This window comes from Exiguobacterium sp. s22 (genome assembly GCF_018617455.1).
Classification (GTDB): Bacteria; Bacillota; Bacilli; order Exiguobacteriales; family Exiguobacteriaceae; genus Exiguobacterium.
Genome location: NZ_JACSKD010000004.1, coordinates 177,872 through 191,486, shown reverse-complemented (window position 1 = coordinate 191,486; position 13,615 = coordinate 177,872). Strand labels below are relative to the sequence as shown.

General features: G+C 49.3%; 15 protein-coding genes. 2 read left to right on the top strand and 13 right to left on the bottom strand.

Annotated elements, in window-relative coordinates; all coding sequences use genetic code 11:
- Positions 1-197 precede the first annotated feature (197 nt).
- Complete coding sequence (locus KNO94_RS08970) at positions 198-590, top strand: YslB family protein (RefSeq protein WP_251125896.1); 393 nt, start codon at positions 198-200, stop codon at positions 588-590.
- 24 nt (positions 591-614) lie between these two features.
- Here KNO94_RS08970 and KNO94_RS08965 read toward each other — a convergent pair whose 3' ends face one another.
- On the bottom strand, positions 615-1,391 hold the full coding sequence (locus KNO94_RS08965) for an aminoglycoside adenylyltransferase domain-containing protein (RefSeq protein ID WP_214779009.1): 777 nt from the start codon (positions 1,389-1,391) through the stop codon (positions 615-617).
- Positions 1,388-3,178 (bottom strand): excinuclease ABC subunit UvrC, encoded by a 1,791-nt coding sequence (uvrC, locus tag KNO94_RS08960; protein WP_214779007.1) that lies wholly within the window; start codon positions 3,176-3,178, stop codon positions 1,388-1,390. Before uvrC ends, KNO94_RS08965 begins: the two co-directional genes overlap by 4 nt.
- 70 nt (positions 3,179-3,248) lie before the next feature.
- Between uvrC and KNO94_RS08955 the strand changes: the two genes are divergently transcribed.
- Positions 3,249-4,562: a dihydrolipoyl dehydrogenase family protein gene (locus KNO94_RS08955; protein WP_214779005.1), complete on the top strand. Its 1,314-nt coding sequence runs from the start codon at positions 3,249-3,251 to the stop codon at positions 4,560-4,562.
- Positions 4,563-4,604: 42 nt separating this feature from the next.
- Here KNO94_RS08955 and mnhG read toward each other — a convergent pair whose 3' ends face one another.
- The 11 genes from mnhG to KNO94_RS08900 form a co-directional block, all read right to left on the bottom strand.
- Positions 4,605-4,964 carry a monovalent cation/H(+) antiporter subunit G gene (mnhG, locus tag KNO94_RS08950; RefSeq protein ID WP_214779003.1) on the bottom strand — a complete coding sequence of 120 codons (360 nt, stop codon included), beginning with the start codon at positions 4,962-4,964 and terminating at the stop codon, positions 4,605-4,607.
- Positions 4,942-5,238 (bottom strand): Na(+)/H(+) antiporter subunit F1, encoded by a 297-nt coding sequence (locus KNO94_RS08945; protein ID WP_214739604.1) that lies wholly within the window; start codon positions 5,236-5,238, stop codon positions 4,942-4,944. The genes mnhG and KNO94_RS08945 overlap by 23 nt, the downstream gene beginning before the upstream one ends.
- A complete protein-coding gene (locus KNO94_RS08940; RefSeq protein WP_214739603.1) occupies positions 5,238-5,723 on the bottom strand; it encodes a Na+/H+ antiporter subunit E in 486 nt (161 codons plus the stop codon). Before KNO94_RS08940 ends, KNO94_RS08945 begins: the two co-directional genes overlap by 1 nt.
- Positions 5,724-5,730: 7 nt before the next feature.
- A complete protein-coding gene (locus tag KNO94_RS08935; RefSeq protein WP_214779001.1) occupies positions 5,731-7,215 on the bottom strand; it encodes a Na+/H+ antiporter subunit D in 1,485 nt (494 codons plus the stop codon).
- Entirely contained in the window at positions 7,208-7,549 is a 342-nt protein-coding gene (locus tag KNO94_RS08930; RefSeq protein WP_015881093.1) for a Na(+)/H(+) antiporter subunit C, read from the bottom strand. Before KNO94_RS08930 ends, KNO94_RS08935 begins: the two co-directional genes overlap by 8 nt.
- Positions 7,549-7,986 (bottom strand): Na(+)/H(+) antiporter subunit B, encoded by a 438-nt coding sequence (locus KNO94_RS08925; RefSeq protein WP_214739600.1) that lies wholly within the window; start codon positions 7,984-7,986, stop codon positions 7,549-7,551. The genes KNO94_RS08930 and KNO94_RS08925 overlap by 1 nt, the downstream gene beginning before the upstream one ends.
- Positions 7,958-10,399 (bottom strand): Na+/H+ antiporter subunit A, encoded by a 2,442-nt coding sequence (locus KNO94_RS08920; protein WP_214779000.1) that lies wholly within the window; start codon positions 10,397-10,399, stop codon positions 7,958-7,960. Before KNO94_RS08920 ends, KNO94_RS08925 begins: the two co-directional genes overlap by 29 nt.
- 349 nt (positions 10,400-10,748) lie before the next feature.
- Positions 10,749-11,063 (bottom strand): thioredoxin, encoded by a 315-nt coding sequence (gene trxA, locus KNO94_RS08915; RefSeq protein ID WP_214778997.1) that lies wholly within the window; start codon positions 11,061-11,063, stop codon positions 10,749-10,751.
- 107 nt (positions 11,064-11,170) lie between these two features.
- Entirely contained in the window at positions 11,171-12,136 is a 966-nt protein-coding gene (locus KNO94_RS08910; RefSeq protein WP_214778995.1) for an electron transfer flavoprotein subunit alpha/FixB family protein, read from the bottom strand.
- Between the two features lie 14 nt (positions 12,137-12,150).
- Complete coding sequence (locus KNO94_RS08905) at positions 12,151-12,924, bottom strand: electron transfer flavoprotein subunit beta/FixA family protein (protein ID WP_214739594.1); 774 nt, start codon at positions 12,922-12,924, stop codon at positions 12,151-12,153.
- Between the two features lie 79 nt (positions 12,925-13,003).
- Positions 13,004-13,582: a fatty acid metabolism transcriptional regulator FadR gene (locus KNO94_RS08900; protein WP_214739592.1), complete on the bottom strand. Its 579-nt coding sequence runs from the start codon at positions 13,580-13,582 to the stop codon at positions 13,004-13,006.
- Between the last annotated feature and the right edge of the window lie 33 nt (positions 13,583-13,615).

Sequence of the window (13,615 nt, the reverse complement as noted above, 5' to 3'; positions counted from 1 at the left end):
TGGCTCGTTTTGTCAATAAAAGCGTTTTCAAATGCAGATATAGCTTTCTGTCTTTTATTCTACTCCTGTGAAAATTGTATGACAAGACAACCTAGCCGATTTGTGCCACATTCTTTTCAAAAATACAGGATGACCAAATTCTAAATGGTCGTTATAATGATATAGAGAGATTGGAGTGATGGGATAGAATGGAAACGATGAGCCAACCGATTTTCGCGATTGAACTACTTCGCGACTATGTGTTGACGGACTTGCTTGGTGAAGATTACGCCCAAGTCATCTATTGGTCAGGGAAACGGGTCGCCCGTAAGTTCCCGACGATGTCTGACGATGAACTGATCGCTTTCTTCGCGGAAGCGGGTTGGGGAGAGTTGACAATCAAGAAGGAACGCGGAAGTAAATTCACATATGAATTGATTCCGCCACCTGCGACTCAAGATAAAGCGACAGGCTACTATCAACTTGAAGCCGGGTTTTTAGCCGAACAAATTGCAGGTCGTTTCCAGTGTGTCGCAGAGGGGTATGCCGATCCCACTCGAAAAGCTGTCCAAATCACCGTCCAACTAGACCGGAAAGACGATTACGAATAAGAGTCGATGCACATGCATCGACTCTTATTTTTGTTTCAGCTGAAGTTGCTCATTCATATACTGGCGTACGTCATTGAGTTCATATTGATCAAACGTCACGCCTTCCCCTTTACAGCCCTGAGACGCCTTACGAACGACCGTCACAACATTTCCCGGAAAATGTCCGTTATCTTCCAGCCAACCGAGTGCTTCTTGTTTCGAGAGCAGGACACGTTCTTGTTCATAAGCCAATCCGCGTACCAAGTTCAACACGCAATAAATTGGATTTTCCTCCAGCGTGTCGAGACAATCAATCGCATCTGCACGAATCGCATCAGAAAAATGAGCGGAATCGAATCCGCAGAGCAATTGATGTAGTGGATGTCCGCGCCAAGTGATACCTCGTTCTAAAATCATCAACATATGAGCTGCCAGATCAGGGTCGGTGAATCCTTGCTGCAATTCGGTTCGCTCTTCCCCATTTGCCTTTTCAAAACGAGAACGCCACCCTTCACTATAGTGAAACTCAAAAGGACTCGGGTGACACCAGTCTTTTAGCTGAGCTACCGTCATGATACTCAGTTCGAGCGGATATGGTTCGTTGGAGTATAAGAGACAACAGTCGATGAGTTTATGTCGTTCCTCCCGAGTCAATGCGTTCGATACGACGAGCAACAAATCTACATCACTTCGTTTTGGATGAAAGCCACCCATCGCTACTGATCCATGAATGTATATATGCTGAACGGTTGGTAGAAATTCATCAATCGCTCTCACGAATGAAGCGATTGTATTCTCCACATCTGTCGGAAGCTGTCTCATTCATCCGTCTCCTCGTGCACATATTGAAGCACGGTCTCCGCTAATTTTTCAGGTAGTCCCGCTTCCTTCAATTGTTCGAGTGAGGCCAGACGGATCTGTTTCATCGACCCGAAATGACGGATGAGCTGTTGTCGACGCTTCGGACCGACACCCGGGATCTCATCTAATAGTGATTTTGTCATTTTCTTCGTCCGCAAGCTACGGTGGAACGTGATGGCGAAACGGTGGACCTCATCTTGCATCCGCTGCAATAGATAAAAGGCGCTCGAGCGTGGATGGAGCTCGACGACGCCACCCTGTTCCCCGAACAATAGCTGGCTCGTTCGGTGTCGGTCATCTTTTTTGAGCGAGCCGACCGGTAAGTCGAGCCCGAACTCATTTTGGATGACGTCGAGGGCCGCGTTCAATTGCCCAATCCCCCCATCAATCAGTAGGAGGTCGGGTAATCGTTTGTCTTCCGTCAAGAGACGGCGGAACCGTCGACGGACGACTTCACGCATTGTCTCGTAATCGTCCGGCCCTTGGACCGTCTGAATCTTATATTTCCGATATTCTTTTTTGAGCGGTTTCCCGTCTTCAAAGACGACGAGTGCCGACACGGCGTCCGCACCTTGAATGTTCGCGTTGTCGATGATGTCGACACGGGACAAGTTTGGGATGCCGATGGCTTCCCCGAGTTCACGCATTGCGAGCAACGTCCGCTCTTCGTCACGTGCGAGTAGCTCGAACTTCTCGTTCAAGGCGATCGTCGCATTCTTCGTCGCCAAATCGAGCAATTGTTTCTTCGCCCCTCGTTTCGGTTGCATCACTTTCGTTCCGATGGCGTCATTCAGTAAGTCGAGCCGGACCGTCTCCGGTACGAGAATCTCTTTCGGCACGACATTTTGTTCATAGAACTGAACGATGAAACTTTCGAGTTCTTCCGAAGGCTCTCCGTGCATCGGGAAGAGCGAGACATCTCGCTCGATCATCTTCCCGCCACGCATATAGAATACTTGGACACACATCCAGCCTCGGTCGAGTGTGTAGCCAAAGACGTCACGGGCCGTCGGGTCGGCCGTGATCATATTCTGTTTGTTCATGATCGATTCGACGGCTCGAATTTGATCGCGTAGTTCAGCCGCCCGTTCGAATTGCATGTCCTCAGCGGCACGTCCCATCTCGACATTCAACTTCGCGAGCGTCTCACTCGTCTCCCCGTTCAAGAAGCGCCGGATTTCATTGACGATTTCTTTTTGCGAATCCGTATCGACCGCTAGCTCGCAAGGACCCAAACATTGCCCGATATGATAATACAGACAGAGTTTCTTCGGCATCGGCTGACATTTCCGGAGCGGATACAGCTTATCGAGAAGTCGTTTCGTCTCGTTCGCCGCATAGGCGTTCGGGTATGGCCCAAAATAATGGCCTCCGTCTTTTTTCAGCTTACGTGTCGTCAATAGACGTGGGTAAGGTTCGTTCGTGATTTTGATGTACGGATACGTCTTGTCGTCCTTCAAGCGAATGTTGTACTTCGGGTCGTGCTTTTTGATGAGCGTCATTTCGAGTAATAACGCCTCAAGTTCGCTCGCTGTCACGATGTACTCGAAGTCACGGATCTCCGCGACGAGACGCATCGTCTTGATGTCGTGGGCCCCTGTGAAGTAGGAACGCACCCGGTTCTTCAAGTTTTTCGCCTTCCCTACGTATATGACCTCGCCATATTCGTTTTTATGCAGATAGCAACCCGGTTCGTCCGGGAGTAGCGCTAATTTATGTTTAATGTGGTCACTATGACTCAATTCCATTCACCTCAGTTTAGCTTCCTCCTGGACGGGAAAAAGAGTGTGATATCTCGTCAGAGGAGGATTTAATATTATGAAACGATACGATGTCATCATTGTCGGTAGCGGTTCCGCCGCGAGCCAAGCCGCTTCCATTTTACGAGAAGCCGGTAAAGAGATCGCCATCATTGAGAATTGGACGTTCGGGGGAACGTGTCCACAACGCGGATGTGATTCGAAGAAAATGCTCGCCGAAGGAGCCGAACTCCTTGCCCGAACGGAACGTATGCACGAGCTCGGGGTCGAAGGAAACCTATCACTCGATTGGGCCTCCTTTAAAAAGCGGATTGATGAATATCGCTTCTCAATCCCTACGTCAAAAACACAGCATTGGAACGAGATGAACATTGATTTATATCAGGGGGAGCCTCACTTTATCGATGAAGACTCCATCGTCATCGATGGTCATGAGTTGTCTGCCCATCAATTTTTGATTGCGACAGGACAAACGCCACGTCCGCTTGATATCCCTGGTGGCGATTTGGCCATCACGAGTGATGATGTATTCGACCTAGATGCAGTACCGGATGCGATTCATATCGTGGGTGCCGGCTATATCGCATTCGAATTCGCCCATATCTTTCGACGCTTCGGAAGTGACGTGACACTCCTCATCCGCTCACGTGCATTAAAAGCATTCGACCCGAACGTCGTCCATCGGCTCGTCGAGGAATCGAAGCGCATCGGGATCACCGTCCGCCACGATATCGAACCGACACGAATCGACGGGAACGTCTTGACGTTATCAGATGACTCTACCCTTGAAGGAGTTGTCCTTAACGCCACCGGGCGAATTCCAAGCATCGAGCGACTACGTTTAGAAGCGGCCGGAGTCAAGGCTGATCGTCACGGTTTGCTCGTGAACGAGTATCTTCAAACAAGTAATCCGAACATATACGCCGCCGGTGACGTCGCCAAGAGTCCAAATCCCGCACTTACTCCGTTCGCCGGTCAGGAAGGCCGTCTCGCCGCCTTAAATATGCTTCACGGGAATACGCGAGCACTTCCAGAGCGCCCTGCCCCGACCATCGTCTATGCGACTCCTCCGATTGCAAAAGTCGGTCTTACGGTAGAGGAAGCGAAGGCCGAGGGGATCGACTTCGACGTGAAAGAGACAGACATGTCGAACTTCTTAACTTATTCACGCATCCATGACACGACGGCTTACTCGAAAATACTTCTAAGCGCCGAAGGTCATGTCATCGGGGCACACCTAATCGGACACCATGCGCCGGAACTCATCAATCTGTTCTCTTTCATTATACAGAACAAACTGTCGCATCAACACGTGAAGCACTTAGAAGTCGCCTATCCGACTGCTGCTTCTGACCTCACTTATCTCATCTAAACAAAAGACGGGACTCGCCGAATGGCGAATCCCGTCTTTCTTTCATTCAATCCCTTTATCTTTGTCTTCTTTCAGTGCGTCTTGTAACGACTTCTTCCAAAGCGGGACCCCTTTCGCGTGCGCCGCACGTGAGATGAGGTGCCCCCCGACAGGAGCCGTCAAGAGGACGAAGAAGAGTCCAAGCAAGAGTCTTGCATCAAAGACGCGCTCATCTACATACACGTGTAAAACGGCCGCGAAGAGCACGAACATGACGCCCAGTGTCGCACTCTTCGAGGCAGCGTGCGTTCTCGAATAAATATCCGGGAGACGAATGAGACCGATTGCGGCGACGACGGTGAAGAAGACGCCGATAATCGTAAAGATGCCGGTGATAAGATCAAAGATCATTGTCGCGGTCATTTTGGATAATCTCTCCCCTCTCTAAGAATTTCGAGAATGCCACTGTTCCGATGAAGGCTAAAATACTGAGCAGTAAGATGACTTCAAAGTAAAGTGTCGTATCAAGCAGGATGGAGAGCAACGCAACGACCGAGATCAGCGCGATTCCGATTGAATCGAGCGCGATGACACGGTCCGCTGTCGTCGGTCCCTTTACGACACGATATAACATCATCAGCATCGCAAGCACAAGAATGGCGAGCGAGATGTAGATGAGAACATCTAAAAGATCCATCACTCTGTCGCCTCCTTAATACTTAATTCAAAGTTATCATATATATCTTTTTGTAACGCTTCTTTATCTGGCATATTGAGCGCATGGATATAGAGGACGGAGTTGTCTTTCGATACTTGGACAACGAGCGTTCCCGGTGTGAGCGTGATCAACATCGAGAGCAAACTAACTTTCCACCCTTTATCGAGCGATGTCTCATATCGGAAGATCCCTGGTTGAATCTTCAGTTTCGGACTTAACACGAGACGCAATACCTCAAAGTTCGCAAGGAACAATTCACGGATGAAAATCAAGAGCAGTTTGAACAATCGCCAGACGCGAGCGAAATAGAATCCGCCTCCGCCCGCTTTGAAGAACCGGCGCATCATGAACAAGATAAGCAAACCGAGTAAATAACCGACGAAGAAACCGCTCGATGTGAACGATCCCGTGAGGAACATCCAGATGAACGCCAAGAAAAAGTTAATCAAAAGTTGATAAGCCATCTGTCATTCACTCCTTTATCACGGCATCGATATAGATTTCTGGATTGACGAGCGGTTCGATTGCTTGCGTGATATACGGGTGGATGGCTTCTGCCCCAAATCCGTATGCGACCGCAATGGCAAGTAGCAAGAACACTGGCACAATCAATCGTTTCGTATATGGCGCGAGTGGCCCATCGTACTCACGTTTCGCCTCTCCCCAAAATCCGTTCAAGAAAATCTTCATGACCGAATAGAGGACGAAGAGACTTGAGATCAGAACGAGAAGTGGTCCAAAGAGCTCGCCTTCGTTCATCCCACCTGACACAATCAACAGTTTCCCGAAGAACCCACTGAGTGGAGGAATCCCCGCAAGAGAGAGCGCTGCGATGAAGAACGTCCATCCGAAGAGCGGGAATCGTGTGATGAGCCCCCCCATATCCCGGAGTTGACCAGATTTGGTGATGCCAATCATCATCCCGACAAGCATGAAGAGGACGGCCTTGATCAACATATCGTGAATCAAGTAGTAGAGCGACCCTTCAAGGGACGTCTGCGTGTTTACCGAAATTCCGTAAAGGATGACCCCGACCGCGATCATAATGTTGTAGATGATAATCAACTTCACATCGTTATAGGCGATCGCACCCGTCATCCCGATGAAGATCGTGAGGGCAGCGAGCACCATGAGGAAGGTCTGTAAAAACTCACCGTTTCCATCAAAGAGAAGCGTATACGTCCGTAAGATCGAGTAGATCCCGACTTTCGTCAAGAGGGCTCCGAACATCGCAAGAATCGGCGTCGGCGCGACCACATACGCTCCCGGTAGCCAATAGTGAAGTGGGACAAGTGCCCCTTTCATCCCGAAGACGATGACGAATAGCACACCGATGACGGTGATGACGTCCGGATTGTCGACGAGCGGGATCTTCATCGCCAAGTCTGCCAAGTTGAGCGTGCCTGTCACGCCATAGAGTAAGGCAACTGACATGACGAAGAGGGCCGAGGCGATAATGTTTACGAGCAAGTACTTGATCGATTCGCGTAACTGAACGCCACGTCCACCGAGTACAATCAGGACGTACGAAGACATCAAGAAGACCTCGAAGAAGACGAACAAGTTGAAAATATCGCCTGTCGTGAAAGCACCGTTCACCCCGACGAGCAAGAACAGCATCGCAATGTAGAGATAGTTGCCTTCATACGATTCCGAGAAATAATGGACGGCGAACCACACGATAAAGAGTGTGAGCAATGTCGACGTCGTGACGAGTAGGGCTGACAGCATATCCGATACGAGTGTGATCCCGAACGGTGCCTGCCAACTCCCGAGATTGAGGGTTTGAATTCCCTCTGTCGAGACCGTGTGCACGAGAAAGAGTGACACGATCGAAGTGATGACTAAAGCTCCAAGAGCCATCCCGCGCTGCAGCTGGACACGTTTCGGCATGAACATCATGAGGATGGCCGCAAGCGCAGGAATGACGATTGGAAAGACCGGTAAGTTAATCATACGATTCTGTTCCTTTCATTTCTTCCATATTGTCCGTGCTGAGCTCCTGATACGTGCGATAAGCAAGTACGAGGAAGAACGCCGTCACCCCAAAACTGATAACAATCGCCGTCAAGACGAGAGCTTGTGGTAACGGGTCTGTGAATTCAGTCACCCCATCCACGAGGACAGGGGCAGCCCCCGTCTTCAATCCTGCCGTCGTCAAGACGAGCAAGTGTGCGGCGTGACTGAACAGTGCCGTACCGATGATGATGCGTAACAAACTTCTTGAGAGAACAAGATAGACCGCACACATCGTCAGGACACCGATGATGATGCTAACGAAGATTTCCATTATTCACTCTCTCCAATCGTTTGAATGATCGTCATGGTGACACCGATGACAACAAGGTAAACGCCTAAGTCGAATGCAATCGCCGTATGGAGCGTCTGCTCACCGAGAAGCGGCAAATGAAACTTTCCATAAGCATGTGTCAAAAACGGACGACCTAGAAAAACTGAATGAAGACTTGTCGCAAGCGCAATCAGCAACCCACTTGCTGTCATGAGGCGATAGTTGACCGGAAGTACGTTCGCGAGCGTCTTCGCATCGAATGCGAGTAACAACAGGACGAGGGCCGCAGAGGTCATCAATCCACCGATGAAGCCTCCACCTGGTGAATAGTGACCGGCAAAGAACAAATCAATCGAGAAGATGACGATGATGAAGAAGATGATGATTGCGGCCGTCTGCAAAATGACGTCATTGACGCGTTTGCTGTTTTGCTTCATGTGCACCTTCTCCTTTCGTACGTCGTGATGTTCTAAATTTAATCATCGTGTAAATCCCGAGGGACGCAAGTCCGAGGACCACGATTTCAAACAAGGTATCAAAGCCACGGAAGTCGACAAGGACAACGTTGACCATGTTCTTCCCGGCAGCGAGTTCATACACGTTCTCTTTATAAAACTCAGAGATCGAGGTGAGCGATTTATTCGTCAATGCCATGAAGCTGAGGAGCATCACGGTCGTCCCGACGAGAATCGCCACGAGAGCATTCCCCACTTTAAAGCGCATGCGCACTTCTTTCTTACTGATGTCCGGCATGTGATAAAAGACGAGTAAGAACAACGCCACCGACACCGTCTCAATGACGAGCTGTGTGAGTGCCAAGTCAGGGGCTCCGAAGAAGACGAAGAACAGTGCCACGCCGTAACCGACGACCCCGAGTAAGATAATAGATGGAAGTCTCGACTTCATAAAGAGAATGGCGAGCGCACCGAGCATGACGACGGTCCCGAGAACATATTCATACGGTGCGATTTCTGCCAAGTTCTCAAATGAGAAGTCGTACATCCCGAACCACCAGATGCTAAAGAGCATCATCCCTGAAAGGAATACGAAGATGTAAATCAAGTATGACCGAATGAATCCCGTCATGTAATTGTCTTTGAAGCGGTATGCCGCTTTGTTCGACCAGACGAGCGTGCCGTCGTACATCCCGTTCAGCGTCAAACGATATGGGATTCGGTTATAAATTCCCATCCATTTACCCAACTGCCCGAACAGCAACGAACCGAGCACCACGACCCCGATGGTCATGAACAACTCAGGTGTCAATCCGTGCCAGAAGTAGATGTGGACGTCGACTTCCTGTCCCTCTGCGACAAGGGTCGGATAAATCGATTCGACTGCCGGTTTGATGAGCGAGTGCGACAACACGTTCGGGAAGAAACCGAGAACCACGACGAGAAGCGCAAGAATGACAGGAGAAATCAACATCCCAATCGGTGCCTCATGCGGTTGTTTCGGTAACTGGTCGAACTTCGCTTTCCCCATGAACGTTTTCGTGAACAGCATGATGCTGTAGATGAACGTGAACACACTACCGACAAACGCAATAATCGGGAGTACAATTCCAATCGTATCAAGTGCAAAGAAATCGGCTGAAAAGACTTTCGTCGTCGCCTTTAAAAACATCTCTTTACTCAAGAATCCGTTAAACGGAGGAAGACCTGCCATGGACAAGGAACCGATCACGGCTATCGTGAATGAGATCGGCATGACGGTCATCAGACCACCGAGCTTACGAATATCACGTGTTCCTGTCTCATGATCGACGATCCCCGCCATCATGAAGAGCGATCCTTTGAATGTCGCATGGTTGATGAGATGGAAGATGGCCGCAATCGTCGCCACCATAAAGATATTGTCATCCATCCCATCATAGTGAAGCGCCGCAGCCCCGAGACCGAGGAGCGACATGATCAACCCGAGCTGACTGACTGTCGAGAATGCCAAGATTCCTTTCAAGTCGGTCTGCTTCACGGCATTGAACGAGCCCCAGAACATCGTGAACATCCCGACCGCGGCAATCGTCCACAACCATACAGCCGACTCTTGGAACACCGGGCTCATACGGGCCACTAGATAAAGACCCGCCTTGACCATCGTTGCCGAGTGGAGGTATGCACTGACCGGAGTCGGTGCTTCCATCGCGTCAGGCAACCAGATGTGGAACGGGAATTGCGCGGACTTCGTGAATGCCCCGAGCAAAATGAGAATCATCGCCACGAGGAAGAATGGGCTCTCCGCAATCACACTGGAGTTTGCGACCATGTCTCGAATGCTGTACGAGCCAATCATCGACTCGATTAACACGATCCCCCCAAGCATCGACAATCCTCCGAATACCGTGAGAAGCATCGACTTTTGAGCGCCGTAACGAGAACGTTCTTTTTCATACCAATATCCGATTAACAGGAAAGATGAAATCGAAGTGAGTTCCCAGAACATATACATGACGATCATGTTGTCCGAGAGAACGACCCCGAGCATCGCACTCATGAACATCAAGAGATACACATAAAAATTCCCGAGCGACTCTTTGTCCTTATTCAGATAGTAGATTGAATAGAGAACAACGAGTGACCCGATCCCTGTGATGAGAAGGGCGAATAATAGACTCAGTCCATCGACATATGCCGTGAAGTTGATCCCGAGGGATGGCATCCACGCAATCGTCTCTGTCACGACGTCCCCTGCACTTGTAATCGGAATGAATCCGGCGAAGTAGGTGACGAGGACGACCGGAACGATTAAGACGAACCAGCCTGTATGAATTTGTCTCATCCCCCGAAACAAAAGCGGGATGAACGGTGCCGCAAGGAGCGGCAACAAAATAGCTAAATGTAACACCGACAAGAAAATTCCTCCTTCGAACAGAGTCGTACCATTGAGTGAGTCGTAAAGTAAGTTCACTTGACTCCATCAAGTCTTCCTCATGAGTATAGCGCAAATTTTCAGTCTGTTTCCATGATAAAAGCTTCCAGTTCAGACGCTCCCTCGTCAAAATTTCGAATCTGTTAAATATGAAGGAAGCCGACGGAAAATCCTCAAAAAAAATTTGAAAAACAGACGATATGTATCAGAATTGGCCCTTCAATCAGGCTGTATGGGATAACTCAACTTATTCCCCGCTTGTCTGTCCTTTTCCTTCTTTTCAAGTCGATAAAACAAAAAAAGCAGCCGATTCGAATCGGCTGCTACGCAATTATTGTGCTGTCGCGATAAACTCTTTCAATGCCTCTTTCGGTTGGAAGCCCATTGTTTTAGAAACAGGCTGACCGTCTTTGAACATCATGAGTGTAGGGATACTTTGAATTTGGAAAGCACCTGCGACTTCTGGGTTTTCGTCTACATCGAGTTTCACGATTTGGACTTGGTCACCCATTTCTTGATCGAGTTCTTCGAGAACTGGCGCGATCATGCGACATGGTCCACACCAAGTTGCCCAGAAATCTACGAGGACGACGCCCTCTTTTACATCTTGTTCAAACGATTGAGTCGTTGCGTGTTTAATAGCCATTTGTAAAAACCTCCCCAATAAGATGAGAGAGTCCTGATAGAGAACTCTCATGCAATTCATGTTCAGAGTATACCACGGAGGGTAACAACCCCAAAACGTTTTGCTTATTAGCTATTGACGAGGTGTTTGCGGAATTCTTCTGTCAACATCGGGACGACATCGAACAAATCGCCGACGATCCCGTAGTCAGCTACGGTAAAGATGTTGGCTTCCGGATCCTTGTTGATGGCGACGATGACTTTTGCGTTACTCATCCCTGCCAAGTGTTGAATCGCTCCAGAAATCCCACAAGCGATGTAAAGGTCAGGAGTAACGACTTTACCCGTCTGTCCGATTTGAAGTGCATAGTCACAATAGTCAGCATCACATGCTCCACGTGAAGCACCGACGGCTCCCCCGAGAAGTTCAGCCAACTCTTCGAGCGGTTTAAATCCGTCTTCACTCTTCACGCCACGTCCACCTGCGACGATGACTTTCGCTTCCGACAAGTCGACTTTCCCAGTCGCCTTCCGGACAACTTCCTTAACGATCATCGCAAGGTCTTTCAATTCGACTGCAGGCGTTTCAACCGTCACACTCGCTCCAGCTTGAGGCGAGAGCGGGTCGATGTTGTTCGGACGGATTGTGAAGAACATGACCGAGTCTTTGAATTTCACTTTTTCGAACGCTTTCCCTGAGTAGATTGGGCGAACGAACTCTGCGTCACGACCTGATCCTTCGATCGAGACGACGTCACTGATGAGTCCGGCATCAAGGCGTGCCGCGAGTTTCGGTGCAATGTCTTTCCCAAGAGCCGTGTGTCCAAGGACGATCAACTCTGGGTTCTCTTGCTCGATCAACTGACGGAGCACTTGTCCGTAGCCGTCTGGCGTATAGTGTTTGAGACGATCGTCCTCGACGACGAGGACGCGATTTGCGCCATACTCCCCGAGTTCTTGTGCGAGTGATTGGACGTGATCCCCGATCACGACTGCCGTCACATCGTCTGTCAATTGTTTCGCCGCAGCGATGGCTTCGAATGATACGTTACGTAACGCGCCTTCACGCGCTTCTGCGAGTACTAAAGCTTTCATCAATGATCTCCCCCTTAAATGACTTTCGCTTCCGTGCGAAGAAGTTGTACGAGCTCGCTTACTTGTGACGACATGTCGCCTTCAAGGATTCGGCCAGCCTTCTTCTCTTCCGGTAAGAATCGTTCAATCGTCTCGATTTTCGCTTCGATTTCATCTTCGTCGAGGTCGATATCCATGAGCTCAAGTTCTTCAAGCGGCTTTTTCTTCGCCTTCATGATTCCAGGTAAGCTCGGGTAACGTGGCTCGTTCAATCCTTGTTGCGCTGTCACAAGAAGTGGGAGTGCGACTTCGATGACTTCCGTGTCCCCTTCGACGTCACGCGTGACCGTTGCCGTTGACCCGTCGATTTCGAGAGCCGTGATCGTCGTCACATAGTTCATGTCCAATAGTTCTGCGACACGTGGAGCAACTTGTCCACTACCGCCATCGATGGCAACGTTTCCTGCGAAGATGAGGTCGACGTCTTGTTCTTTTAGGTATGTCGCGAGCACTTTTGAAATCGTGACATGGTCCGCGTCCTCGACATCGTCCTCGATTGAGATGCGAACGGCTTTATCCGCACCCATTGCGAGCGCTGTACGAAGTTCTTTATCCGCGTCTTCTGGTCCTACCGTGATGACCGTGACCTCTCCCCCGAGTGCGTCACGTTTTTGAATCGCTTCTTCGACCGCATATTCGTCATACGGGTTGATGATGAACTCAGCGCCGTCTTCTTGAATTTCCCCATTCTCGAGCTGAATCGCTTCCTCTGTATCAAACGTACGTTTCAGCAAAACAAAAATATTCATGGTTGATCCCCCTTTAGTCAATTCTTCCCATCATTCATGAATCAGCATTCATTTTTTGAGCTAGTGATAGGGCTTACTATTAAGCAAGCCCCTTTTTTAACATATGGTGCACATCCGGAAGCGTCGACATCAAATCGTATTTGAAGCCGCTCGCCATCCAACTCGTCACAACCTCATCGATTGTGCCGAAAATCATTTGACGGGCGAGTCGATAATCTAAATCCTTGTCGAACTCTCCTGTCTCGATTCCGTGTTTGACGACGGAATCAATCAAATTCAAGTATGGTTTAAGCACTTCCCCGATTTTTTGACGAAGTACCAAGTTCGACTGTCGAAGTTCGATTTGGGTCACGACAGCGAGGTCATAATCGGCCGATAATTGTTTCAAATGGGATTCGATCAGTTGGTATAACTTACTACCGGCTGTCGACTCGTTCTCGATTTGCTGTTTCGAGTAATCGATAAATAGCCCCATCTTTGCCTGGAACAATTCAATTAAGAGATGTTCCTTATTTTTAAAGTACAAGTAAATCGTGCCGTCCGCGACACCCGCCTCTTTGGCAATGGCTGTCACCTTTGCACCATGATAGCCATGATTGGCGATTACTTTGACCGCCGCATCAATGATTCGGTCACTTTTCGAAATGTTATTTGTCATAAACCCCAAGCTCCTTACCGTTGCAGAAAAATG

Bases quoted from the DNA above. Each gene is read 5' to 3' on its own strand.
- KNO94_RS08970 (WP_251125896.1), top strand. From the start codon at position 198: ATGAGCCAACCGATTTTCGCGATTGAACTACTTCGCGACTATGTGTTG.
- KNO94_RS08965 (WP_214779009.1), bottom strand. From the start codon at position 1,391: ATGAGACAGCTTCCGACAGATGTGGAGAATACAATCGCTTCATTCGTG.
- uvrC (WP_214779007.1), bottom strand. From the start codon at position 3,178: ATGGAATTGAGTCATAGTGACCACATTAAACATAAATTAGCGCTACTC.
- KNO94_RS08955 (WP_214779005.1), top strand. From the start codon at position 3,249: ATGAAACGATACGATGTCATCATTGTCGGTAGCGGTTCCGCCGCGAGC.
- mnhG (WP_214779003.1), bottom strand. From the start codon at position 4,964: ATGACCGCGACAATGATCTTTGATCTTATCACCGGCATCTTTACGATT.
- KNO94_RS08945 (WP_214739604.1), bottom strand. From the start codon at position 5,238: ATGGATCTTTTAGATGTTCTCATCTACATCTCGCTCGCCATTCTTGTG.
- KNO94_RS08940 (WP_214739603.1), bottom strand. From the start codon at position 5,723: ATGGCTTATCAACTTTTGATTAACTTTTTCTTGGCGTTCATCTGGATG.
- KNO94_RS08935 (WP_214779001.1), bottom strand. From the start codon at position 7,215: ATGATTAACTTACCGGTCTTTCCAATCGTCATTCCTGCGCTTGCGGCC.
- KNO94_RS08930 (WP_015881093.1), bottom strand. From the start codon at position 7,549: ATGGAAATCTTCGTTAGCATCATCATCGGTGTCCTGACGATGTGTGCG.
- KNO94_RS08925 (WP_214739600.1), bottom strand. From the start codon at position 7,986: ATGAAGCAAAACAGCAAACGCGTCAATGACGTCATTTTGCAGACGGCC.
- trxA (WP_214778997.1), bottom strand. From the start codon at position 11,063: ATGGCTATTAAACACGCAACGACTCAATCGTTTGAACAAGATGTAAAA.
- KNO94_RS08910 (WP_214778995.1), bottom strand. From the start codon at position 12,136: ATGAAAGCTTTAGTACTCGCAGAAGCGCGTGAAGGCGCGTTACGTAAC.
- KNO94_RS08905 (WP_214739594.1), bottom strand. From the start codon at position 12,924: ATGAATATTTTTGTTTTGCTGAAACGTACGTTTGATACAGAGGAAGCG.
- KNO94_RS08900 (WP_214739592.1), bottom strand. From the start codon at position 13,582: ATGACAAATAACATTTCGAAAAGTGACCGAATCATTGATGCGGCGGTC.